The organism is Georgenia sp. M64, from assembly GCF_038049925.1.
In the GTDB taxonomy this organism is placed as follows: domain Bacteria; phylum Actinomycetota; class Actinomycetes; order Actinomycetales; family Actinomycetaceae; genus Georgenia.
In genome coordinates this window covers 4,032,980-4,055,133 of record NZ_CP145809.1, presented here as the reverse complement: position 1 = coordinate 4,055,133, position 22,154 = coordinate 4,032,980, and the positions used below count along the sequence as shown (strand labels likewise).

Below are 22,154 nucleotides of genomic sequence, written 5' to 3'. Positions count from 1 at the left end.
GTGACGGGTTCGGCAACCGGAGGCGGCGGCCGGCTGACGGCCTCGGGAAGGCGGTCCCGGGTTGCCGGGCCGCGGCGCTGCGCCCACCGTGGAGTGCATGTCAGCCGCACGATGGATCCCCTCCTCGCCACCGGTCGGTCCGGTCCGGCGGCGACGCGGCGGGAGGCACGCCGACCGGCCCGCCGTTCGTGATGCCGGGCCCGTCGGACGGACCGCCGGGCTGGTCGGGGCGGTGACCGGTGCCGCCCTCGGCGCGGTCCTCGCCGGGGTCGCGGCTCTTCGAGGGGGCCGGCCGCTCCACCCGCGCGGGGTGGTGGTGCCCGCCCGGCTGCGTCTCGACGGCGCCGGCCCCGCCCTGGGCGGTCTGGGACGTGCCGGCACGCTCGACGCCGTCGTCCGGCTCTCCCGTGCCGTGGGCGTCCCGCCGCCGCTGCCCGACATCCAGGGCCTCGCCGTGCGCTGGTCCGGGACGGCGGGGCCGAACGACCTGCTCCTCGCCTCCACGGGCACCGGTCCGGCGGGCCGCTTCGTGCTCGTCCCGCGACGGTCGCCCTCCGGTGGGGCCCTGTCATCGATCATGCCCTTTGCCGGCCCGGCGGGTCCCGTGCTCGTGGCGGCCCTGCCCCCCGACACGCGCCGAGGTCAGGGCGTGCACGCCGGAGGGGCGCAGGCCGAAGCGGCACCGGCGGGAGCAGCGCCGGCCCGAGCGGTGCAGACCGGCGCCGCCACGGACCCGACCCCGCAGGCGTGGCGACTCGTCTGGGCACCGCCACGGGGCGCGTGGCGAACATTCGGCACCCTCGAGCTCGCCGCCTCCCTCGACGGGGCGGGCGACGACGACGACCTGCGGTTCGACCCGGTCGAGCACTGCCCCGACGGCCTGGCGACGTACGGCTGGGCGGCCGAGCTGAGGATCCGGCCGTACCGGTGGGCCCGCCGGCTCGGGCGCCGGCGCGGCCGGTCTCGGCAGGTCGGGGCACGTCAGGCGGCTGCGACCGGTGCGGGTCGGACCGAGCGGGCCCCCGCGCGTCGGGCGGGGCGGTCCGGTCAGGCTGCGCCGACGGAGGTCGGCTCCGGCCGGTGACGACGCAGCGGCCGCCGTCGGCCCGACGACCAGCGACCGCGCGACGTCCAGCCCTGCGACGACGGCTCGAGCCGGTGGCCGCGGACGTCGGTCAGGGGCACCCCCACGAGCAGCCCGGCACCCGGCTCGATCCAGCACTCGCGGTGCGGCAGCCCGGGGTTGACGAGGTCGTCCCCGACGAGGCGGGCCTGACCGGTGACCGTGACCCACCAGCCGCTGCGGTGCCGTTCGTCGAGCGCGGAGAAGCCCACCGTCACCCAGGTCTCCTGGAGGACCTCCGCGACCTCGTCGTGGTAGCAGGTCCGGAAGACGACCTCGCCCTCGTGGACGACGAAGTCGACAGGTCGCAGTGCCGGCCGGTCATGCCGATCGGCGCACGTCACCCACCCGGTCCCCTCGCCGGGGAGGAGCCGGAGGCAGGTGTCTCGGGACAGGGTCTCCATCTCGGTCACGGCGATCACCTCGGACGCGTGCGAGAACGGGTCACTCCCGATTCTCCTCCCCCTTCCCGGCCGTGTCGAGGGCGACCGGGCAGGGGCAGGGGCGCTCCGGGCGGCGTTAGGCTGGTCGCGACCCCGGCACCCCTCGCCGGAGTGACCCGGGCGCCCCAGCGGCTCCCCTGAGGAGCCGTCATGTACGACCACGAGCTGTTCGTCCGCACACTGTCGGAGTTCACCGCCAAGCTGCTGACCCACTACGAGGTCGACGAGGTGCTCTGTGACCTCGCCGAGCGGCTCACCGGACTGTTCGCGCTGGCGGGCAGCGGCGTCACCGTCGGCGTCGAGGGGCGTCTGCAGGTGGCGGTCACCGTCCCGCCCCACCTCACCCCGCTGGAGAAGTACCAGGAGGAGCACCAGGACGGACCGTGCGTGGAGGCGTACCGGACCGGCGAGGTCGTCGCCGTCGCCGACCTCACCGGGGTCGGGCCCCGCTGGCCGGGTTACGGTGCGGTCGCCGCGGAGGTGGGGATGCGGTCGGTGGTGGGGGTGCCGATGAAGCTCGGTGAGCAGAGCGTCGGCGCGCTCAACATGTACCAGGCGGACCCGCGGCAGTGGCAGGAGGACGAGCTCGCCGCCGCGCGGGTCCTGGCGAACATGGCGACGGCGTACCTCATCAACGCCTCGTCCTACAACAAGCAGGCCCAGCTCAGCGAGCAGCTCCAGCGGGCGCTCGACACCCGGGTCGTCATCGAGCAGGCCAAGGGTGTCCTCGCCGAGGCCAACGGCACCGACGTCGACGCCGCGTTCGAGCGTCTGCGGCGCCACGCCCGCAACCACAACGTCAAGGTGCACGACGTCGCCACGGCGGTCGTGACCCTCGGGCTGCGCCCCTAACTGTCAGGCGTCGGGGCGCGGGGCTGCCGGACGGGGCGCCGTCAGCCGTCCAGCAGCTCGGCGACGCCGGTCGAGTCCAGCACCGCCCGCACGGCACCGGTGGCGCCGACGAGGCGGACGGGCCGTGGGCAGCTGACCGCGAGCCAAGCCAGGCTCGCCGCGACCGCCGTGTCGATCGTGGTGGCCGCGGAGGCGTCCACGACCACCGGGACGCCGGCGTCCGCGGCCCGGGCCACGGCGGCGGCGAGCTGCTCCGTGAGCGAGACGTCGACGACACCCAGGAGGACGACGGTGGTGCGTCCGGCCCCTGGGTGCAGCTCGACCGAGCCGACGAGGGGGCGTTCGACGAGGTCTGTCACGGGTCCTCCCTGCAACGGCGCGGTGGAGACTCCACCGGGGGCAGGGGCGGGACTGTGCATCGACGCTAGACCGAGGGACCGACCCCCGCAACCGGGGCGGTCGTGCTCGGCCACCATGGTTCGCCGAGCGAACGAGGGCCCGAGGGTCGATCCTGGTCGGCGTGCAGGTCGGGCACGTCACGAGGGCGCCGCCCGGCCGCCCGGACAGAGGAGAGCAGCCATGGGTTCGACTCATCCCCGGCCGAGGTTCTTCACGGCCTACTCCTTCGCGATCGTCACCGGCGCGTTGTTCGTCCTCTCGTGGGTCGGGCAGCTCGTCTTCCAGCTCATCGAGGTCCGCAACGACAGCGCCGAGCACGGGCAGGCCTTCGAGTGGGCACAGTTCTGGCCCCAGTTCCTCTCGTCGACGTTCGAGAACTGGCAGTCCGAGTTCCTCCAGCTCGTCTGGCAGGCGGCCGGCCTCGCCCTCTTCTACTTCTGGGGCTCCTCCCAGTCCCGGGAGGGCGACGACCGGATGGAGGCGAAGATCGACCGGCTCCTCATGGACCGAGGCATCGACCCGGCCGAGTTCGAGCTCGCGGAGGACCTTCGCGCGGAGGGACAGGTGGGCCGGCCGTAGACGGACGCTGCCTGCGAGCACCCCGTGGCCGGGGCGCCGCAGTCGGGTGGCGCCCGCCGGCGATCGTCGTCGGCCTGAGCTCAGCCCGCCCCGTCGATCGGCACCCGCCCGCCCAGCTGGGCCAGCAGGGCGGGGACGTCGGTGACCGGCAGGTCGCAGACGAACCCGCGGCACACGTAGGCGGTCGCCGCGCCGCGAAGCAGCGGCCGGTCGGCGAGCAGGGGGACGCCGGGGAGGTCCGGCGCACCGAACGCGATGACGAGGCCGGGGGAGCTGCTCGCCCGGGCGGCGGCGACCATCTCGGCGGCTGCGTCGTCGTCGCCGACGACGGCCACCTGCAGGGGGCCGGCGAGCGCCGCCTCGGCGACCGCCAGGGTCCAGCCCGCGAACCGTGGCTCCGCCGCCGCCAGCGCCCCGGCCGCGGCGACCGCCTGCTCGGCGGCCTGACGGTGCCGGTCCGAGCCGGTCAGGGCCGCGTACGTCAGGAGGGCGCCGCTCAGGGCCGAGGTGCCGGCCGGCTCGGCGTTGTCCGCGAGGTCGCGTGGCCGGGAGAGCAGCTGCTCGGCGTCGTCGGCGACGTCGTGGAAACCGCCACCGTCGGCGGCGAAGTGCTCGAGCGCGACGTCGAGGACCCAGCCCGCGTCCTCGAGCCACCGCGCCTCGCCGGTGGCCTGGTGCAGGGCGAGGAGACCCTCGGCGAGGTCGCCGTGGTCGGCGGCGACGGCGGCGGCCGTGCCCACCCGGCCGTCCCGGGACGCGCGACGCAGCCGGCCGTCGACGACGTGCCGGTCCATGACCAGCTCGGCGCAGGTGCGCGCGGCGGCCACCCAGCCCGGCTCGCCGAGGAGTGCCCCGGCCTCCGCGAGCGCGGCGACGGCGAGACCGTTCCAGGCCGTGACGACCTTGTCGTCGCGGGCCGGCTGCGGCCGGTCGGCGCGGGCACGCAGGAGACGGTCGCGGACGTCGGCCCACCACCGCGGGTCGGCCGGGTCGCGGCGCATCTGCAGGGTCGACGTGCCCTTCTCGAACGTGCCAACCTCCGTCACGGCCATCAGGTCGGCGGCACGGGCGCCGTCGTCGGGGCCGAGGACCGCCGCCAGCTCGGCTGGCGTCCAGGCGTAGGTGAGGCCCTCGTGGCCGGCGGCGTCGGCGTCGAGGGAGGAGGCGAACCCACCCTCGGCAGTGCGCAGGTCACGCAGGAGGAACTCGGCCGTCTCGCGCACCACCCGCTCGGCCAGGGCCGAGCCGGTGGCCCGGTGGAGACGGAGGTAGAGGCGCAGCAGCTGGGCGTTGTCGTAGAGCATCTTCTCGAAGTGCGGCACCACCCACGAGGCGTCCACGCTGTACCGGGCGAAGCCCCCGGCGAGCTGGTCGTACATGCCGCCGCGCGCCATGGCGTCGGCGGTGACGTCGACCATGCGCCGCGAGCGGGGGTCGCCGGTGCGGGCGTGGTGGCGCAGGAGGAACTCCAGGACCATCGACGGCGGGAACTTCGGGGCCCGGCCGAAGCCCCCGTTGGTGCGGTCGAAGCTCTCCTCCAGCGTGGCGGCGGCAGCGTCGAGGGCGGCGGCGTCCAGCGCGACGGGCCGGCCCGTGCTCACCCCCTCGGACAGTGCCGCGACGATCCGCCCGCCGGCGTCGAGCACCTCCTCGCGCCGATCCGTCCAGGCGCGGGAGACGGCGTCGAGGATCTGCAGGAAGGTCTGGCGCGGGTAGTAGGTGCCGCAGTAGAAGGGCTCGCCGTCGGGGGTGAGGAAGCACGTCATGGGCCACCCACCGTGGCCGGTCAGCGCGGTCGTGGCGGCCATGTAGACGGCGTCGACATCGGGGCGCTCCTCCCGGTCGACCTTGACGGCGACGAAGGAGGTGTTGACGGCCTCGGCCACGGTGGCGTCCTCGAAGGACTCGTGCGCCATGACGTGGCACCAGTGGCAGGCCGCGTACCCGACGGACAGCAGGATTGGTGCATCACGGCGCTTCGCCTCGGCGAACGCCTCGGGTCCCCACTCCCACCAATCCACTGGATTTTCAGCGTGTTGGAGCAGGTAGGGGCTGGTCGATCCGGCGAGATGGTTGGCCATTCCTGTGACTCCTCACGAGTGGCACGTGTATCGTTTGAGGCTGAGTGATACACGAGAGTGATACACGAAGCGCGGTCCAGGGAGCTCCATGCGAGTCCCACCGTCCAGCGTAGGAAGGGGCGCCCGATGCCGCCTCGCAGGAAGCCCACGCTTCTCGCGCAGGGCAAGCCGCGCACACTGGGCGGCAGCGCGCGTCCGTGGCGGGTGCGCCTGTACGCGCCCGAAGCCGGCGGCTCGAAGTACCAGGTGATGTTCCGGGCGCCCAGCGGTGAGGGCGAGCCGTGGAAGCGCGTGCTGCGGCGGGCGAGTTCCGAAGCGGAGGCGCGCAAGATCTTCGCCCAGGCCGAGGCCGCGCTTGATTCGGAGAGGGAGACCCCTGTCGGCGCCGACGTCCGGGCAGCCCGGACCATCCGGATGCTCGGCGAGGAGTACGTCAAGGACAGCCTCGAGCGCGGCAAGCAGCCGCGCACGATGGAACAGCGGGTGTCCCGGCTCAACGCGCATATCCTGCCGACCGTCGGCGACGTGCCCGTAGCGAAGTGGCGCGTGGAGCACAGCCGTAAGGTGATGGAGAAGGGGTCGAGGACGCTCTTCTCCCAGCGCGGCCGCGAGGACCTCCGCGGTCAGCTCGCCGCGATGCGGAAGCTTGCCTGGCGGCTGGGCTGGCTCGACCGCAGCTTTGACCCACTCGACGGCCTGGAGATCGCGCGGGCCAACGTGCTCCACGGTGCGACGGCGCAGTACGTCGACTCGCGCCTGCGCCCGGAGACCCGGCAGGTACGTGCGATGGCCGCCGCGGCGGACGAGTTGTGCGGCGCCGACGGCACCGACCCGCAGATGACTCGCCTCCCCTTGTTCGGCACCAAGATCCGCGTCGCAGGATTCGGTGGTCTGCGGCTCGGCGAGCAGAACGCGCTCCGCGCGATCGACGTCTTCTTCGACCGCGGCTACGTTCACGTGAACGGGGCGTGGATCGCACCGCGCGGTGAGGCGGGGTTCCGAGGTCCGGTGAAGAACCACTCCCTGCACGAGGTGCCGCTGCCGAGGTCGCTGATGCACGGCGAGCTCCTGCCTCGCGTCAAGGAGCTGCTCGGCCTTCCGGCGGGGGCGTCGTTCCAGCAGGTCGTCAACGCGCAGGAAGCGGAGCGGCAACGTCGTGCGTCACTGGCCGCGCGGGAGAAGGACAAGAACCTCGCCTGGTGGAACTACCCCGTCCCGCCCGAGGACGAGCTGTGGTTGTTCATCGACACCGTCACCGGCCTGCCCGTGAAGCCTGAGATGCACAACGCACGCTGGCACCGCGTGCGCGCCTGGGTCGAAGAGAACGACCCCGACAACGCCTGGCCGAGCACCATCGTCTACCGCAACCTCCGCCACCACGCCGCGACGAGGTGGTTCCACGAGGAGCTTGGCGAGCCGTGGGAGGTCGTCGCCCAGTACCTCGGCGACAAACTGACCACAGTCCTCAACCACTACGTCCGCGCCGGCGAGGACGCCCTCCGAGACTCGGTCAACAAGCTGGCTGAGCGGTGATGTGTCGGCGCTGTTCGAAATCGCACTCGGCTGCTGCGGAGATACCGGGCGGTCAGGAAGGAATCTCGGGCAAGGTCGCCATCAGCGGTCGGATTCCATCAGTAAGGTTGCAAGAGTGATCACGGGAGTGCTGAAGAACAAGATCGACCGCGTCTGGGACGCCTTCTGGTCGGGCGGCATCAGCAACCCGCTGGAGGTCATCGAGCAGATCACCTACCTGCTGTTCATCCACCGCCTCGACGACATCCAGACGCTGGCCGAGAGGAAGGCCCGCATCACTAAGGCCGGGATCGAAAACCCGGTCTTCCTGCCCGGCCAGGCGCACCTGCGCTGGAGCCAGTTCAAGAACACCGCGCCCGACGTCATGCACAAGACCATCGCCGACGAGGTCTTCCCGTTCCTCCGTTCCCTCGGCGACGGCACCACCTACAGCGAGCATATGAAGGACGCTCGTTTCACCATCCCGACCCCTGCGCTGCTGTCCAAGGTCGTCGACATGCTCGACGACCTCCCGATGGCCGACCGCGACACCAACGGCGACCTGTACGAGTACATGCTCTCCAAGATCGCCTCGGCCGGCACGAACGGCCAGTTCCGCACCCCGCGCCACATCATCGAACTGATGGTGAAGATGACCGCCCCGCAGCCGTCCGACGAGATCTGCGACCCGGCGTGCGGCACTGCTGGCTTCCTGGTCGCCGCGAGCGAGTACGTCCGCGACACCCACAGCCAGGCGCTACTCGACTCAGTGCAGCGCAGGCACTTCCACGCCTCGATGTTCCACGGCTACGACTTCGACTCCACCATGCTCCGCATCGGCAGCATGAACATGCTTCTGCACGGGATCGAGTCCCCGGACATCCGCTACCGCGACTCCCTCTCCGAGGGCGCTGCCAGCGACACCGACAAGTACACCCTCATCCTCGCCAATCCGCCCTTTGCCGGCTCACTGGACCACGAGGCCACCGCCAAGGACCTCCAGCGCATCGTCAAGACGAAGAAGACCGAACTGCTCTTTCTCGCACTGTTCCTCAAACTGCTCAAGCCCGGCGGCCGCGCAGCGGTCATCGTCCCCGACGGCGTGCTGTTCGGGTCGAGCACCGCTCACAAGGTGATGCGCAGGATCCTGGTCGAGGACCAGAAACTCGACGCCGTCGTGAAGCTACCTTCGGGCGTCTTCCGTCCGTACGCCGGCGTCTCCACCGCGATCCTGTTCTTCACCAAGACCAACTCCGGCGACACCGACGACGTCTGGTTCTACGACGTCCGCGCCGACGGCTTCAGCCTCGACGACAAGCGCAACCCCGTCGAAGCCAACGACCTACCCGACGTGCTCACCCGCTGGCAGTCACGCGCCGACGAGAAGGAGCGCGCCCGCACCGAACAGTCATTCCTCGTCCAAAAGGCCGACATCGTCGCCCAGGGCTACGACCTATCGCTGAACCGCTACAGAGAGAGTGTCCGCGACGAGATCGAACACCGCGCCCCGCTCGATATCATTGCTGAAATCGAGACCCTCGAAGACGAGATCGCCAAGGGCCTCGCCGAGCTGAAGTCGATGCTCTCGTGAAGACGGCCCCACTCGGCGAGATTGCCGACATAGTCTCGGGTGCCACTCCGAAGACGGGTGTCGGTGAGTATTGGGATGGCGATGTTCAGTGGGCCACGCCCTCGGACTTGAGTAAGCTCGTCGGCCCATACATCAGCAGCACACCTCGCACCCTGACTGAGGCGGGCGTGAGGAGTTGTGCGACGACCATTCTCCCCATTGGCTCAGTCCTTCTGTCCTCCCGAGCACCGATCGGACACGTGGCCATCAACACCGTTCCGATGGCGACCAACCAAGGCTTCAAGAGCCTGGTGCCTGGGCCTGACCTTGACGCGAAGTACTTGTACCACTGGCTGAAGTCCAAGACGGACTACCTCCAGTCGCTTGGCAATGGCGCGACGTTCAAGGAGTTGTCGAAGAAGACAACTGAGCAGATTGATATCCCCTTCCCACCCCTCCCAGAGCAGCGCCGCATCGCCTCGATCCTCGACCAAGCCGACGCCATCCGAACCAAACGCCGCCAGGTCCTCACCAACCTTGACGCACTCGCCCAGTCGATGTTTCACGACATGTTCGGCGACCCGGATGCCGCCACCGAAAACGTCCCGTTCGGTGACGTGGCTACGTTGGCGGGTGGTCGCAACCTGGTGGGAGACGACTCCGCGGCCTATAGCGAATATCGGGTGCTGAAGATCAGCGCAGTGACCACCGGGCGGTTCAAGCCTGACGAGTCGAAGCCTCTGCCTCCGGGCTATGTGCCCCCGAAGGACCATTTGGTCCGTCAGGGGGACCTGCTGATGAGTCGCGCAAACACGACAGAACTTGTCGGCGCAGTTGCGTTCGTTACAAGCACTCCGTCGAACCTCGCACTTCCGGACAAGGTCTGGCGCTTCTCATGGAGGTCAGAGGTCGAGCCGACCTACTGGCACGCGCTGTTGAGTACCCCTGCCATCCGCCGCCGCATCAGCCGCCTGGCGAGCGGCACTGGAGGCTCGATGAAGAATGTCGCCAAGGCAAAGCTCGAGGTCATGCCGGTACCTCACATCAAGTTGGAGCGGCAACGCGAATTCGCGGACCGCTCCGCCCAGATAGAGGAGGATCGAGTAACGCTCCTACGTGCGCTCACTGCTGGTGATGAACTCTTCTGGTCGCTCCGGTCCCGAGCATTTCGAGGTGAACTCGGGTGAGCCGCTCGATCAACTCCATCGCTGTCCAGCGTTTCAAGAGTCTGGAGCACGTGACCCTCGAGCTCGGTGATCGTCTCACGGTCCTCGTCGGGCCGAATAATGCCGGCAAGAGCAGTCTGCTGCAGGCGATTCAATTCGGAGTATCGGTAGTGCAGAGTGCAGGAATGGATGGTGCTGCGCGATGGACCGGAGAAGCGCTGTCGGCAACTCTTGCGACGGATCAGTTGGTGTACACGCCGCTGCGCGACATCCACATGCTCGCCAAGGGTGGAGCGCTACGTCAAGACAAAGACAAAGCAATTGTCATCACCGTCGCTGCCGAAGACGGGGCGGCCGAGATCTCGGTCCGACGCGGCAAGAACAAGAACATCGCGGTCCGATGTCACGGCAAGGATCTTGGTAGGCAGATCCAGCAACTAGAGAACCCCTTCAGCGTCATCGCCCCCGGCCTGGCCGGTATCCCGTCGTACGAGGAATTCAAGTCAGAAGGGATTGTGCGACGCGCGGCCGCGCGAGGAGACGCGAATAACGTGTTCCGAAACGTCCTCTGGATCCTTCGGAACGATGCCGCAGGCTGGAAGCATTTCCAGGACCGACTACACCAGGTCTTCCCAGACGTGCATATCGACGTCACCTTCGATGCGTCCAGCGACGAACACTTACGCGCGACGATCACCCGCGATGGCACCGTACTCCCGATCGACGCCAGCGGCACCGGGATCCTGCAGGCTGCGCAGGTGCTCGCCTACATCGGCGTGTACTCCCCGCGGCTGCTGATTCTCGACGAGCCAGACGCCCACCTTCATCCTGACAATCAACGCAAGCTGGTTCGTTTGCTTAACGAGGTGGCCCAAGACGATGGCGTTCAGGTCCTGATGTCGACCCATTCACGCCATATGCTCGACGAGGGCGTAGCGGTCGATGCCGCGGTCCACTGGGTGAGCTCCGGCGGTATATCGGAGGCGCCTTTCGATGTCGTTGACTCTCTGATGGCACTTGGAGCTTTGGATGCGGGCGATCGACTTCGAGCCGGAGCGACCGACTGGGTGGTGCTGACCGAGGACTCGAACACGGAACCCGTCAAGACGATCCTGCGGGCCAACGGCTTTCCAGACAGATCGGTCGATGTCTGGAGTTATGCATCCAGTTCCCAGGTCCCGGCAGCGACGGCCCTAGGCCGTTTCATCACCGAACACGCCCCGGGCACGCGCGTGCTCGTTCACCGCGACCGCGATTATCTCTGTGATGACGAACTACACGACATCTTCGGTCGGCTGAGGAAGGCAGGTCTGTGTTCCTTCACGACCCCCGGCACCGACATCGAGTCCTTCTTCTTGGCGATCGAACACCTACTTGCCGTCTATTCCGACAAGGATCCAGAAGATGTTCGCAAGTTGGTCACCGACGCGACGATCGAGACACGGGACGACTCCCTGAAGGCCCTCATCAACGCTCGGGTGACGACAGCAAACCGCAAGCGCAAGGACGGTGAGAAGCAGCCCGATGCCGGCGAGATCGCCGTCCGAGCTCAGAGTGACCTCGACGCGGACCCCGAGAGATACCGACACGGCAAGAAGGTCCTGAAACGGTTGAACGCCCTCGCACAGGAACGGTTTGGCAAGGCCAGGAGCCTCTTCACAGTCTCAAACGCGCTGGAAGTGCAAGCCTTGCAGGACCTCCAGGCAGCGAAGTCGTCCGTGGCCTCCCCGAGCGAGGTCGATCCGGACGCCACCGACGACTCAAACTCTGGAACCGAGTGATCGACCGCTATGGGCAATTTCGACTTCGTCCGTCAGACGCTTCCGTCGATTCACGACGACTGCGCCCGAGCTGAGTCGCATCTCGCGTCGGATCCGCGCTCGGCTTGCTTCTATAGTCGCCGCGTTGTCGAGGAACTGGTCGGCTACCTGTACGACGTCCTCTCCCTGCCGCTCCCCTACCGCGACGATCTCGCCGCGAAGATTAACGATGCCGTCTTCAAAGCCAAGGTGCCGCAAGGGATCACCCAGAAGCTGACCGCGATCCGACGAATCGCTAACACCGCGGTCCACGAGAACCGGCAGATCCGTCCCGACGTCTCGTTGGCGGTGTTGCGGGAGCTGTTCAACGTCGTCGTGTGGACGTCATATCACCACTCTCCGCAACCCAGCTCGGTCCCGCTGCAGGCGCAGTTCGACCCGGCCCTCGCCTCGAAGGCGGCTCCCCTCTCTCGCGAGGAGGTCGCCCGCCTCGCCGCGAAGTTCAAGGAGCAGGACGAGGCACACGCGCGGGAATTGGCCGAGAAGGACGAGCGGCTCGCCGCGCACGAGGCCGAGATCACCGAGCTCAAGGCACAGATCGCTGCGGCTCAGGCAGCAGCGGCGCCCGACACTCGGGACTATGACGAAGCCGCCGCACGCGATTTGTTCATCGACGTACTGCTAAACGAAGCAGGGTGGGAGCTGGCCGATACGCGTGACCGCGAATTCGAGGTCACCGGCATGCCCAACACCGAGGGCAGGGGCTTCGTGGACTACGTGCTCTGGGGCGCCGACGGACTCCCGCTCGCTGTGGTGGAGGCCAAGCGAACGTCGAAGTCCCCCGAGATCGGGCAGCAGCAGGCCAAGCTCTATGCCGACTGCCTCGAGAAACAGTTCGGTCGTCGACCCGTCATCTTCTACACCAACGGCTACGAACATCGGATCTGGGACGACGCCGGCGGCTACCCACCCCGAGAGACGCAGGGCTTCTACACCCGCGGCGAGCTGGAACTGCTCATCCAGCGTCGCCGGACCAAGTTGCCGCTCTCCGCGGCCGCCGTGAACACCGAGATTGCCGGACGGCCCTATCAGATCCGGGCGATCAAGGCAGTTGGTGACGCCTTCGACCGCAAGCAGCGCGAGGCCCTGCTAGTAATGGCCACCGGCTCGGGCAAGACCCGCACCACGGTAGCGCTGGTCGCCCTGCTGCAGAAGGCCAACTGGGTCAAGCGAGTGCTGTTCCTGGCCGACCGCACGGCGCTGGTCAACCAGGCGGCGAACACGTTCAAGGCACACCTACCCGGCTCGACAACGGTTAACCTGGTGACGGAGAAAGTCACCGAAGGCCGCGTCTACGTCTCGACGTACCCGACGATGATGAATCTCATCAACGAGATCGACGGGGGCAAGCGCCGTTTCGGACCGGGCTACTTCGACCTCATCGTGATCGACGAGGCCCACCGCTCGGTGTACGCGAAGTACGGCGCGATCTTTGACTACTTCGATGCGCTGCTCATCGGCCTGACCGCGACGCCCAAGGACGAGGTCGACCACAACACCTATCGGCTGTTCCACCTCGAGGACGGGGTGCCCACCGACAACTACTCGCTGGACGAGGCTGTCGAACAGAACTATCTGGTGCCTCCGAAGGCAATTAGCGTCGGCACGCAGTTCCTGCGCTCAGGAATCAAGTACGACGACCTGACCGAGGAGGAGAAAGGTCAGTGGGACGCGCTCGACTGGGGTGAGGACGGTCCGCCCGACGAGGTCGGGGCCGAGGAGCTGAACCGGTTCCTGTTCAACGAGGACACCGTCGACAAGGTCCTGGAAACGCAGATCACTCAGGGCTACAAGGTCGCCAGCGGTGACCGCCTCGGCAAGACGATCATCTTTGCCAAGTCGCAGAAGCACGCTGAGTTCATCGAGAAGCGCTTCAACCTCGCCTACCCCGAGCTCGCCGGCCACTTCGCCCGCGTCATCACCCACGGCACGCCCTACGCGCAATCCCTGATCGACGACTTTTCGATCAAGGACAAGGCGCCCCATATCGCAATCAGCGTCGACATGCTTGACACCGGCATCGACGTCCCCGAGGTCGTGAACCTCGTCTTCTTCAAGATGGTGCGGTCGAAGTCGAAGTTCTGGCAGATGATCGGCCGCGGCACGCGACTCTGTCCAGACCTCTTTGGCCCCGGCGAGGACAAGCAGGACTTCCTCGTCTTCGACTTCTGCGGCAACCTTGAGTACTTCAGCCAGGACCTTCCGGGCTCGCAGGGGCAGATCCAGAAGTCGCTCTCGCAGCGCCTGTTTGAGGTGAGGCTCGGGCTGGTCAACGCGCTTGACGACAGCGAGCCGGATCTGCGGGCGTCGACCGTGGCGACGCTGCACCAGATCGTCGCCGGGATGAACCTGGAAAACTTCGTCGTACGCCCCCACCGCAGGGCTGTCGAGAAGTACGCCTCCGCGGACGCCTGGACGAGGATCCAGCCCGAGGACTCCGAACCGCTGTCCACTCTCGCCGGTCTGCCGTCTTCGGTCCGGGACGACGACGAGGACGCCAAGCGCTTCGACATGCTCATCCTGCGCCGCCAGTTGGCCCAGCTCGAGGGCGATGTCGCGCTGGCCGAGCGGCTGCGCGAGACCGTACAGCGGATCGCTGCAGCGCTCCTCGGCAAGACCACGATCCCTTCGGTCGCCGAGCAGGCCGTCCTCCTGGAGTCCGTCGCGGGTGACGAGTGGTGGGTTGACGTGACGCTGCCGATGCTCGAGGAGGCCCGGCGCAAGTTACGCAGCCTGGCGCGATTCATCGAGAAGACGACCCGCAACCCCGTCTACACCGACTTCGAGGACACGCTGAGCGAAGGCGTCGAAATAGTGCTCCCCGGCGTCACTCCGGGTACCAACTTCGAGCGCTTCCGTGCCAAGGCCGAGGCCTACCTACGCGAGCACGTGGACAACCTCGCCCTCCAGCGGCTGCGCCGCAACAGACAGCTCACGACCGACGACCTGGCTGAGCTCGAGCGGATGCTGATCGACGCCGGTGGCCAGCACGTCGACATCGCATGGGTGACCGAGCGCGATGGCGGCTTGGGCCTCTTCGTCCGTCACCTCGTGGGCCTCGATCGCTCTGCCGCCATCGAGGCGTTCGAGAGGTACCTGGATGGCACCACGTTCTCCACCGACCAGATTCGGTTCGTCAACCTCATCGTCGACGAGCTGACGAAGAACGGCGTCATGGAGCCGGCTCGCCTGTTCGAGTCGCCGTACACCGACCACGCTCCGACTGGCCCCGACTACTTCTTTCCCGACGCCGACGTAGACGTCATCGTCGACACTCTCCAACACATCAAGCAGACCGCTCTTCCCGAAGAGGTGGCGTGATCAAGCGCCGCCGACCCGTGCCTCCTACCCATGCGCGTTGCGGCACCGCTGGAGCGCTGAGATGAGTGCCCGCAAGATGCGACTGAGGCTGCGGGCGATGGAGACTCGTCGCTACTGGCGCCTGCGTTCACGGAGCCAGAAGCTTGGAAGTCGCCTCAGTTCTGCACGGATTGCCACCGTCTCTCGTGCGGCAGATTTCTCGTCTCTCGTCCGTATCGGTGGGCGCGCGCTCGCGAAGTCCCTGGCGCTGATCGTCCCGCCGCTACTCGCTCTGGTCCTTACGCAAACGGTCGCTCGTGCCCATGGACGCTTGCCAGGCTGGCTCAGCTCACTCCCCAACTGGATCGAGCGGAGTTCGGCGTGGCTCACGTCGCACGTTTCAGACACTTTCGATTCAGTCGCCTTGCCAACAGCGGCGATCGGAGTGGCCGGGGTGTTCGTCGCGGTCTACTTCGCAACGGTCACCTTCGTTGTCTCGACCACATACAAGGATGCGACAAGAAGCCTGCGAGATCAGATCGTTCGCCAGCCCGAGTCACGCTGGTACGCGGTCTTCTTCACTCAGGCCGTTGTGTACATTGCGGTGGTCCTGGCACTCCCTGTTATCGGCCAAACGGCAACCCACCTGACTCTCGTGGCCGCAGGTCTGTCTGCCGCGCTCGTCGTGCTCTCCTTCGGACGCATTTGGATTACGTTGTTCGTGCTGCTGGAGCCGACGTCTCTATTCCCCCAGATTCAGCGCGACCTCAATCGTTGGGTGCACCGCGCCTACAAACTCGGTAAGCGCAAGGCTCCTTCGGCCGTTGCGGTGCGGCGGGCCAATGCCCGCATCCGAAGCAATCTGGAGACGCTCAGCGACCTGGTCACACTCATTCTCGACAGGGAGTACGAGAGGGTCGGGGATCGCGGAATCTCTGCTAGCTACGACCCCCGGGTCAAGTCCGCTTCAACGAACCTCCTGTTCATCTGGGAGTCCTACTCCCAGCGCAAGCACACGATACGGACTCTTCCTGGATGGAACCCGACGCGTACCCAATCGAAGGACTGGTTCCTGTCGTCCCATTCGGAGGTGAGCGTCGCTCTGGCGACGGGCACCACGCTCGTCGGCACAGAGGTCGTGGACGACCTGTGGTTCGAGCGGTGGATCGCTGACCTCGCCGAGCGTCTGTTGGCTGGGCGAGACCTGCGGTCAATCGAGAGCGCCCTCCGTGAGTTACCACCCCTGTCGCGAGCCCTAGCCAATAGGGGACAGTTCGAAGAACTTCGACTGTGGCTGACCTCGACGACGTTCGCTGCCATGGCATCAGTGGGCGAGTACACGCGTGAGCAGGGAGCCATAGACGTCCCGAGCGAGGCTGGGCAGTCTGGGTCACATCTGTCACGAGAGCAGCACTTTGCGCTCCCCGGCGAGGCAAGTGCACACAATCTCGTCGACCATGTCCTCTTGGAGTTGCTCAGTGCCTGCCTCGGGTACATGGACTACTTCGAACGCATGCGCCAATTGCTACCGGGCGTGGGCGCGCTCGTTGCTGACGCCTCGAAGCGCATCGTGGCAGGAAAGTTGGTCTTTGAGATCACTGCCAATCTCCGCGAGGCACTCGCAACCGAAGTCGACATCGAGGGCGAACGCGTGACCCCGGATAACGCGCTGACTCAGTTCGTCGCCCGCGCATTGGCCACCGAGGCAATCGATGAAGTGGAGCACCTCGTTTCGTTCCTGGAGAACGAAATCTGGCCCTGGGTGATCGAGGTCGGAGGAACCCGGTCTTGGGCAGCTGGGTCCGCGCTCAGCCGCGCGACGGAGCTGACTGAGAAGCTCGGAACGATGCTTCGGTTTGAACGCCAACTTCTAGACGCGTGCGAATCCGTTCACATCGAGAAGGACGATCGCTGGCCCGACACCGATACGGCCGCCATTGACAGACGCGCAGTGTCGCTCACAGACCGACTGGAACTGCCGGTTGCACGTCTCGCGGCGACCGTCGACTCGGCTCCTGATTCCGACCGGCCAGATCACTTTGGGTGGGCCTACTACCGAGCCCACGAGAACATCTTGAGAAAAGTACTCACGCGCGAACCTGGCGACCCAGACGAACTGCGTCAGAAGGTGGGGCTCCTCTACTGGGCCGGAGATGTCGCGACCCAGCGCCTGCTCGCAACGGTTCGCCGTCACGACCAGAGCGTGATCATCTCCTACGTCGCGGAGCCCTACGTCAGGTTCCTCCAACTGTGCGGCATCGCTCTCGCCATGTCCGAGGTCACGCGCGAGCCCGCGATCTTCGCTCCGTTCGAGTCGCTTTGGGTCGGGCTCTTCAAGGACGCCGAGCGGCCTACACAGCTGTTGGGGCGGGCGGCGGCCACCTTGTCCTCAGAGTCGGCACTATTCGCACTCACCCCGGGCGGCATCGAGCGATCCAACATCGAGATCCGCGCCAACCAGACTCTCGATGAGTTGGGCGTGCCGAGGGGACTCTTCGATCTCGGCGGGTTCGGGTATGACGACGACAACCCGCAACCAGAGTCCCTAACGGAGGAAGCGAGCAGGATCCTGCGGTCGGTGCGATCGGGCCACTTTGAGGGGATGTTCTACGCACGCTGGCTACGGCCGCGCGCTATTTCCGCAGGTGCCGAAGCGCCAACTGAGATCGAACAGTATCTCCGCCTACTCGACATCGACGAGGAGGATAGCGATGCTTAGCGGCGAGTGCCCTCAGCCAAGACTCAGCGCACATCCCTGGAGTCTGTATCAGGCAAAACACCTCGCTCGGAGACGGTCCGCCCTTGAGCGCGGCGGCTTCTACACAGGCATGCTCAAGGACGATCTTCGGAAACAGCGCTACGCGTACGAGATTTCGTTGGTCCCAGTGGGTACCGAGTGGTCCCGAGCGTCCGAGGTGATGTTCGCCCTGCTGAACGACTTCAACCACACGGGCTACGACCGCGACCCGGCCGCCATTCTTTGCGATTTTGTCGATGGCCTACTTGAGGAGTCAGCGGGCGGCGAGGACTTGCTTCTGGAACTGCACTTACTGCCCGAGCAGGTAAACCGTTCGAAGTCGCGTCGTTTCGGCCGGCCAGAACCTTCTGAGGGGCAGGATAAATCCCTGCCTACCCTGGGGTTTATCCCCAATTGGTCGGTGAGACAGGCGCGTTCCAGTCTCTCCCAAGTGTCACCTGATGCTGCCCAACCAGCGGTGATCATCCCGGGATCCCGCGTTCATCGACTTCGCCTTCGGAGTCCGAATCTCGGCCACTGGACGCAAGTAGTCAGGGAACTCAGGCAAGTAGATGCCACCAAGGCGATCGGGACAGATATCGACCGGCTGTCGTGGGAGGGTTACTCCTTCTCCAAGGTTGTAGAAACTCAGAACCTCGCCGTTGCTGCCACGACGGCGCCCATCGGTTGGGATGGTCGCGGAACCTTCTCGGAGTTGGTCACCTCGCCGTACTTGGCGTTCCGGCGACTTCGGTTCGTCCGATTCTGGGCTGAGACGGTCCAGGACTCAGTCGCGTTTCTCAACCAGTTCACTAGTAACGAATCGCTGTATGGTTCTGATGCATTCACGTTCTCGCTCTCAGGACTGCCGGCTCCCCGCGACCTCACGGACGCGATGCGCGACATCCGAAGCGGCTCGCTGACCGTTGAGCAAGCACACAACAGGTACTTCTTCCCGAAGTACGCGACTCGTCGGGTCGCATCGGCCGACGGGGGCGAGCAAAGCTGACGACTGTCTGGCCTGGCCAACCTGCTGCTCTGAACGAGCAGCCCCCTTCCGAAGGACTTCATGCCCGTTCCGTCGTGCTCGACACCCAGTAACACTCCGCCGCCTGACGACTGTGCGTATTGAACGACCTCAACGCTCATCGACGGTCCTTGCTGGCTCCCGAATCTGCCCATCAGATCGGCGGTCTCGCCCACCCCGGAACCCGGCACGCATGCTACGAAAGTACGTAGCGGGGCGGACGCAAGTGTGCCCCCTGACCAGCGGGTTCGCGGTTGTTGACGGTTGTCGAGGGGTTGGTCTCGATGCACGGTGGCATGAAGGTCTACCGCGGCGCAGCTGCAGCGGCACGGCACTACGTCGAGGCCGACCGGTCGCGTGCGGACGACTACTACCTCGCCGAGGGCAGCGGTGTCGCGATGCGGTTCGTGGCCTCACCCGATGGTGTTGACCGTCGAGACGACATGGACTGCGAGACCTACGAGAAGTGGGTCGCCGGAATCGACGTCGAGACCGGCGCGGTGAAGGGACGGCTGCGTACGGATGATCACGCGGTGCGCTTCGTCGAGGTCACCGTCAACGGGCCGAAGACCTGGTCGCTCGCTGCGGCGCTTCACCCAGAGGTAGCGGCAGCCTACGACGCCGCCCAGATGAAGGCAGCAGAGGAGATCATCGGCTGGCTTGCCTCGCACGCGACGACCAGGGTGGGGTCCCGGGGCCGGCAGTTGCAGGTGCCGGTCGAGCAGATCGAGGCCGCCGTCGTCCGCCACTTCACGTCCCGGGCTGGCGACCCCCACCGGCACCTGCATCTCCAGATCAACGCCAGGGTGTTCGCCGACGGCGCGTGGCGAGGCATCCACACCGTCGGTGTGCGCGACAGCCTCGAGGCGATCAACGGCATCGGGCACGCAGCCGTGATGACCAACACGGCGTTCCGGACAGCACTCGCCGCGCAAGGACTCACCCTCGACGCCGAGACCGGCGAGGTGGCCGAGCTCGCGCCGTACGCCGGTGCATTCAGTGCGCGGGCGCGTCAGATCGAGACCAACGTCGACACCTACGAAGCCCATTGGCGCGGCGATCACCCTGGTGAAGAACCCGGGCCGGCGATGCGACAGGCATGGGATCGCCGCGCGTGGGCCGACGCCCGCCCCGACAAGGTCGTACCGACCTCGGGCGAGGAACTGCGGCAACGGTGGGTGGAGGAGTTGCACGAGCTGGGCTGCCGCACACCCGGTGTCGCGGCTTCAGCATCATCAGCTGCCGGTCACCCTGCGATGTTGCGCCCCGGGCCGCTCAACCGCAACGCGCTGGTCGACCTCGCCGTCGTCCGGCTCGGAGCGCGACGCTCGGCCTGGAATGCCGCCGACGCGCGAGGGGAGGCCGAGCGGCTGATCGCCGCCACCGGCGGTGCCATCGACGGCACGGTCCGACGCGAGCTGGCCGAGGACCTGACCTCCCGGATCGTCGCCGCATCACGACCTCTGCTCGACCGCACCGACGTGCCCGAGCACGTACGCGCACTCACGTCGACGGACGTGCTGGCCGTCGAGCACGAGATCGTCGACCGGATCGCCCGGCGGACCGAGACCAATTGGATCACCGTCGTGGAAGGTGCAGCCGGCGCCGGCAAGACCACGCGGCTCGCCGCGACACGGGAGGCGATCGAGGCCCAGGGGTACCGAATGCTCATCGTGACGCCGACCCGCAAGGCCGCCCAGGTCGCCGCCAGCGAGGTCGGCACGTCCGCGCACTCGGTGGCGTGGCTGCTGCACCAGCACGGCTTCCGCTGGGATGACGACGGGAGGTGGAACCGCGTGACAGCAACCCCGTCAGCCGCGGCGCGTCTGGATCGAGGTGACGTGTTGGTGGTCGACGAAGCGGGGATGCTCGACCAGGACACCGCATGTGCACTCTTGTGTCTCGCCGACGAGACCCGGGCCAGGGTCATGCTGGTGGGGGATCGTCACCAGCTTCCCGCCGTCGGGCGTGGCGGTGTCCTCGACCTCGTCATCCGGTACGCGCCCGACCGAGTCACGCAGCTCGACACCGTCCGCCGCTTCGCCGACCCCGCCTACGCCGAGCTGTCGTTGCGGATGCGGACGGGAGAGAGACCCGGGGACGTCTTCGACGAACTCGTGCGCCGTGGCGACGTGGTGATCCACGCCAGCGACGTCGAGCGACAGCAGGCGCTCGCAGTGCGCACGACGTACGGCGAGCTCGTGGTCGCCGACACCCGCGAGCAGGTCGCCAAGATCAACGGCCTCGCTCATCAGGTCCGCAAGGCCATGGGGGAGGTGACCGACCGAGTGGTCACCGCCTCGGGCGAGCGGATCGGGGTCGGCGACCGGATCGCCACCCGCCGCAACGACCACGACGCCGACGTCGCCAACCGGGAGACCTGGACCGTGATCGCCTGCGACGGCGGCGCCCTGACCGTTCACGGCGAGGCGGGCAAGCGGGTGCTGCCGCCCGAGTACGTGCGTGCCAACGTCGAGCTCGCCTATGCCACCACGGCCTACGGCGCACAAGGAGCGACGGTGCCGGTCTCGCACGTCTTGATCGGCGAGCACACCGGGGCCGCGTCGGCGTATGTCGGCATGACCCGAGGCCGTGAGCGCAACGTCGCCCACGTCGTGGCCGAGTCGGTGCAGGAGGCGCGCAGCCAGTGGGTCGCCGCCTTCGGTCGCGACCGCGCCGACCTCGGACCGGCGCACGCGCGGGGCGCCGCGGCCGACGCCATCGACCGGTATGGCCCCAACGCACCGATGCACCCTGCCCCGCCCCGCGTGGCCGGTTCACGTCACGCGGACCGCTACGGCCGCCGGTCGCCGGCCTCCCCACGTGGCCGGAGCCTTGGGCTCTGACGGTCGGGCGGAGGAACTGGGTGTTGGACGTATCTCCAACGTCCTGGCGGTAATGGGGGAGGCGGGGGCGGCAACGCCTCCCATCCCCGAACCCGTGCGCCCGGCGCGAGCTCCGGGTTCTCGTAGAAGAAGAAGTTCAGCCCTTCCACCTCGAAGGGCATGGTGGCCAGCCGGATCGCCGGTGCCCATGCGTCCCGCACCGGGTCGGGGAGATCAAGCTCGTCCCAGAGGTCGATGAGCAGGCCGCCGTCGATCCACCGGATCATCTGCTGTGGCAGCCCACGGCGGATGAGCTGCTCGTACACACCCCGGCGCTCGTCGCGCTCGCGCATGTTCCACGTGCGCATCCCGGTGTCGCGGATCAGGTCCGGGATGCGCAGCGTCGCGAAGCACATGGGCGGCTCCACCGACCACAGGATGCTGGGCGCCCAGAACGCCACGATTCCCTTCGGGTGGTACTCCACCCAGTCGACGCGCGTGCGCAACGCCAGCTCGTGGTCCGTCGCGGCCAGGATCCGCGACGCAACCTTCAGCGACGGCGACTTCACGCCACGCTCGTACGCCGACAGCGTCGCCTGCGAGGTGCCCGACAGGGCCGCTAGGCGTGCCTGCGTCAGGCCGCGTGCCCGGCGCGCCCTCTCCAGCAAGAAGGAGCGGTCCATCTGCTCACGATATCCGATCGGACGTATTTGGCTCCGG

At 67.2% G+C, this 22,154-nt stretch carries 15 protein-coding genes; 11 read left to right on the top strand and 4 right to left on the bottom strand.

Features of this window, described 5'->3' with window-relative positions; all coding sequences use genetic code 11:
* Positions 1–97: 97 nt before the first annotated feature.
* Entirely contained in the window at positions 98–1,084 is a 987-nt protein-coding gene (locus AAEM63_RS18075) for a hypothetical protein (RefSeq protein ID WP_341359597.1), read from the top strand.
* Here AAEM63_RS18075 and AAEM63_RS18070 read toward each other — a convergent pair.
* Positions 1,048–1,527: a pyridoxamine 5'-phosphate oxidase family protein gene (locus AAEM63_RS18070; RefSeq protein ID WP_341361405.1), complete on the bottom strand. Its 480-nt coding sequence runs from the start codon at positions 1,525–1,527 to the stop codon at positions 1,048–1,050. The two genes, AAEM63_RS18075 and AAEM63_RS18070, sit on opposite strands and share 37 nt — an antisense overlap.
* 189 nt (positions 1,528–1,716) lie before the next feature.
* On the opposite strand from AAEM63_RS18070, the gene AAEM63_RS18065 reads away from it, so the two are divergent.
* Complete coding sequence (locus AAEM63_RS18065; RefSeq protein ID WP_341359596.1) at positions 1,717–2,418, top strand: GAF and ANTAR domain-containing protein; 702 nt, start codon at positions 1,717–1,719, stop codon at positions 2,416–2,418.
* 41 nt (positions 2,419–2,459) lie between these two features.
* Here AAEM63_RS18065 and AAEM63_RS18060 read toward each other — a convergent pair whose 3' ends face one another.
* Positions 2,460–2,777: an STAS domain-containing protein gene (locus AAEM63_RS18060; RefSeq protein ID WP_341359595.1), complete on the bottom strand. Its 318-nt coding sequence runs from the start codon at positions 2,775–2,777 to the stop codon at positions 2,460–2,462.
* A 220-nt stretch (positions 2,778–2,997) separates the two neighbouring features.
* Between AAEM63_RS18060 and AAEM63_RS18055 the strand changes: the two genes are divergently transcribed.
* On the top strand, positions 2,998–3,396 hold the full coding sequence (locus AAEM63_RS18055) for a DUF6766 family protein (protein WP_341359594.1): 399 nt from the start codon (positions 2,998–3,000) through the stop codon (positions 3,394–3,396).
* Positions 3,397–3,476: 80 nt separating this feature from the next.
* Here AAEM63_RS18055 and AAEM63_RS18050 read toward each other — a convergent pair whose 3' ends face one another.
* Positions 3,477–5,477: a thioredoxin domain-containing protein gene (locus AAEM63_RS18050; protein WP_341359593.1), complete on the bottom strand. Its 2,001-nt coding sequence runs from the start codon at positions 5,475–5,477 to the stop codon at positions 3,477–3,479.
* A gap of 126 nt (positions 5,478–5,603) precedes the next feature.
* Between AAEM63_RS18050 and AAEM63_RS18045 the strand changes: the two genes are divergently transcribed.
* The 8 genes from AAEM63_RS18045 to mobF all read left to right on the top strand — a co-directional run bounded on the left by AAEM63_RS18045 (position 5,604) and on the right by mobF (position 21,455).
* The gene (locus AAEM63_RS18045) at positions 5,604–7,010 is read left to right on the top strand and encodes a hypothetical protein (RefSeq protein WP_341359592.1); all 1,407 of its coding nucleotides are present in this window, start codon (positions 5,604–5,606) and stop codon (positions 7,008–7,010) included.
* Between the two features lie 115 nt (positions 7,011–7,125).
* Positions 7,126–8,580 (top strand): class I SAM-dependent DNA methyltransferase, encoded by a 1,455-nt coding sequence (locus tag AAEM63_RS18040; protein ID WP_341359591.1) that lies wholly within the window; start codon positions 7,126–7,128, stop codon positions 8,578–8,580.
* Complete coding sequence (locus AAEM63_RS18035; RefSeq protein ID WP_341359590.1) at positions 8,577–9,746, top strand: restriction endonuclease subunit S; 1,170 nt, start codon at positions 8,577–8,579, stop codon at positions 9,744–9,746. The genes AAEM63_RS18040 and AAEM63_RS18035 overlap by 4 nt, the downstream gene beginning before the upstream one ends.
* Positions 9,743–11,506 carry an AAA family ATPase gene (locus AAEM63_RS18030; RefSeq protein WP_341359589.1) on the top strand — a complete coding sequence of 588 codons (1,764 nt, stop codon included), beginning with the start codon at positions 9,743–9,745 and terminating at the stop codon, positions 11,504–11,506. The genes AAEM63_RS18035 and AAEM63_RS18030 overlap by 4 nt, the downstream gene beginning before the upstream one ends.
* 9 nt (positions 11,507–11,515) lie before the next feature.
* Positions 11,516–14,866: a DEAD/DEAH box helicase family protein gene (locus AAEM63_RS18025; protein WP_341359588.1), complete on the top strand. Its 3,351-nt coding sequence runs from the start codon at positions 11,516–11,518 to the stop codon at positions 14,864–14,866.
* A 61-nt stretch (positions 14,867–14,927) separates the two neighbouring features.
* Positions 14,928–17,564, top strand: coding sequence for a hypothetical protein (locus tag AAEM63_RS18020; protein WP_341359587.1), 2,637 nt, complete (start codon positions 14,928–14,930; stop codon positions 17,562–17,564).
* 199 nt (positions 17,565–17,763) lie between these two features.
* Positions 17,764–18,591 (top strand): hypothetical protein, encoded by an 828-nt coding sequence (locus AAEM63_RS18015; protein ID WP_341359586.1) that lies wholly within the window; start codon positions 17,764–17,766, stop codon positions 18,589–18,591.
* Between the two features lie 302 nt (positions 18,592–18,893).
* Positions 18,894–21,455, top strand: coding sequence for a MobF family relaxase (gene mobF / locus AAEM63_RS18010; RefSeq protein ID WP_341359585.1), 2,562 nt, complete (start codon positions 18,894–18,896; stop codon positions 21,453–21,455).
* Here mobF and AAEM63_RS18005 read toward each other — a convergent pair.
* Entirely contained in the window at positions 21,404–22,117 is a 714-nt protein-coding gene (locus AAEM63_RS18005; RefSeq protein ID WP_341359584.1) for a helix-turn-helix transcriptional regulator, read from the bottom strand. The genes mobF and AAEM63_RS18005 overlap by 52 nt on opposite strands.
* Positions 22,118–22,154: the final 37 nt, after the last annotated feature.

What these genes read in the sequence shown, in the direction of transcription:
- AAEM63_RS18050 (WP_341359593.1), bottom strand. Translation starts at nt 5,477, where the DNA reads ATGGCCAACCATCTCGCCGGATCGACCAGCCCCTACCTGCTCCAACAC.
- AAEM63_RS18045 (WP_341359592.1), top strand. Translation starts at nt 5,604, where the DNA reads ATGCCGCCTCGCAGGAAGCCCACGCTTCTCGCGCAGGGCAAGCCGCGC.
- AAEM63_RS18075 (WP_341359597.1), top strand. Translation starts at nt 98, where the DNA reads ATGTCAGCCGCACGATGGATCCCCTCCTCGCCACCGGTCGGTCCGGTC.
- AAEM63_RS18015 (WP_341359586.1), top strand. Translation starts at nt 17,764, where the DNA reads ATGTTCGCCCTGCTGAACGACTTCAACCACACGGGCTACGACCGCGAC.
- mobF (WP_341359585.1), top strand. Translation starts at nt 18,894, where the DNA reads ATGCACGGTGGCATGAAGGTCTACCGCGGCGCAGCTGCAGCGGCACGG.
- AAEM63_RS18005 (WP_341359584.1), bottom strand. Translation starts at nt 22,117, where the DNA reads ATGGACCGCTCCTTCTTGCTGGAGAGGGCGCGCCGGGCACGCGGCCTG.
- AAEM63_RS18065 (WP_341359596.1), top strand. Translation starts at nt 1,717, where the DNA reads ATGTACGACCACGAGCTGTTCGTCCGCACACTGTCGGAGTTCACCGCC.
- AAEM63_RS18020 (WP_341359587.1), top strand. Translation starts at nt 14,928, where the DNA reads ATGAGTGCCCGCAAGATGCGACTGAGGCTGCGGGCGATGGAGACTCGT.
- AAEM63_RS18070 (WP_341361405.1), bottom strand. Translation starts at nt 1,527, where the DNA reads ATGGAGACCCTGTCCCGAGACACCTGCCTCCGGCTCCTCCCCGGCGAG.
- AAEM63_RS18025 (WP_341359588.1), top strand. Translation starts at nt 11,516, where the DNA reads ATGGGCAATTTCGACTTCGTCCGTCAGACGCTTCCGTCGATTCACGAC.
- AAEM63_RS18055 (WP_341359594.1), top strand. Translation starts at nt 2,998, where the DNA reads ATGGGTTCGACTCATCCCCGGCCGAGGTTCTTCACGGCCTACTCCTTC.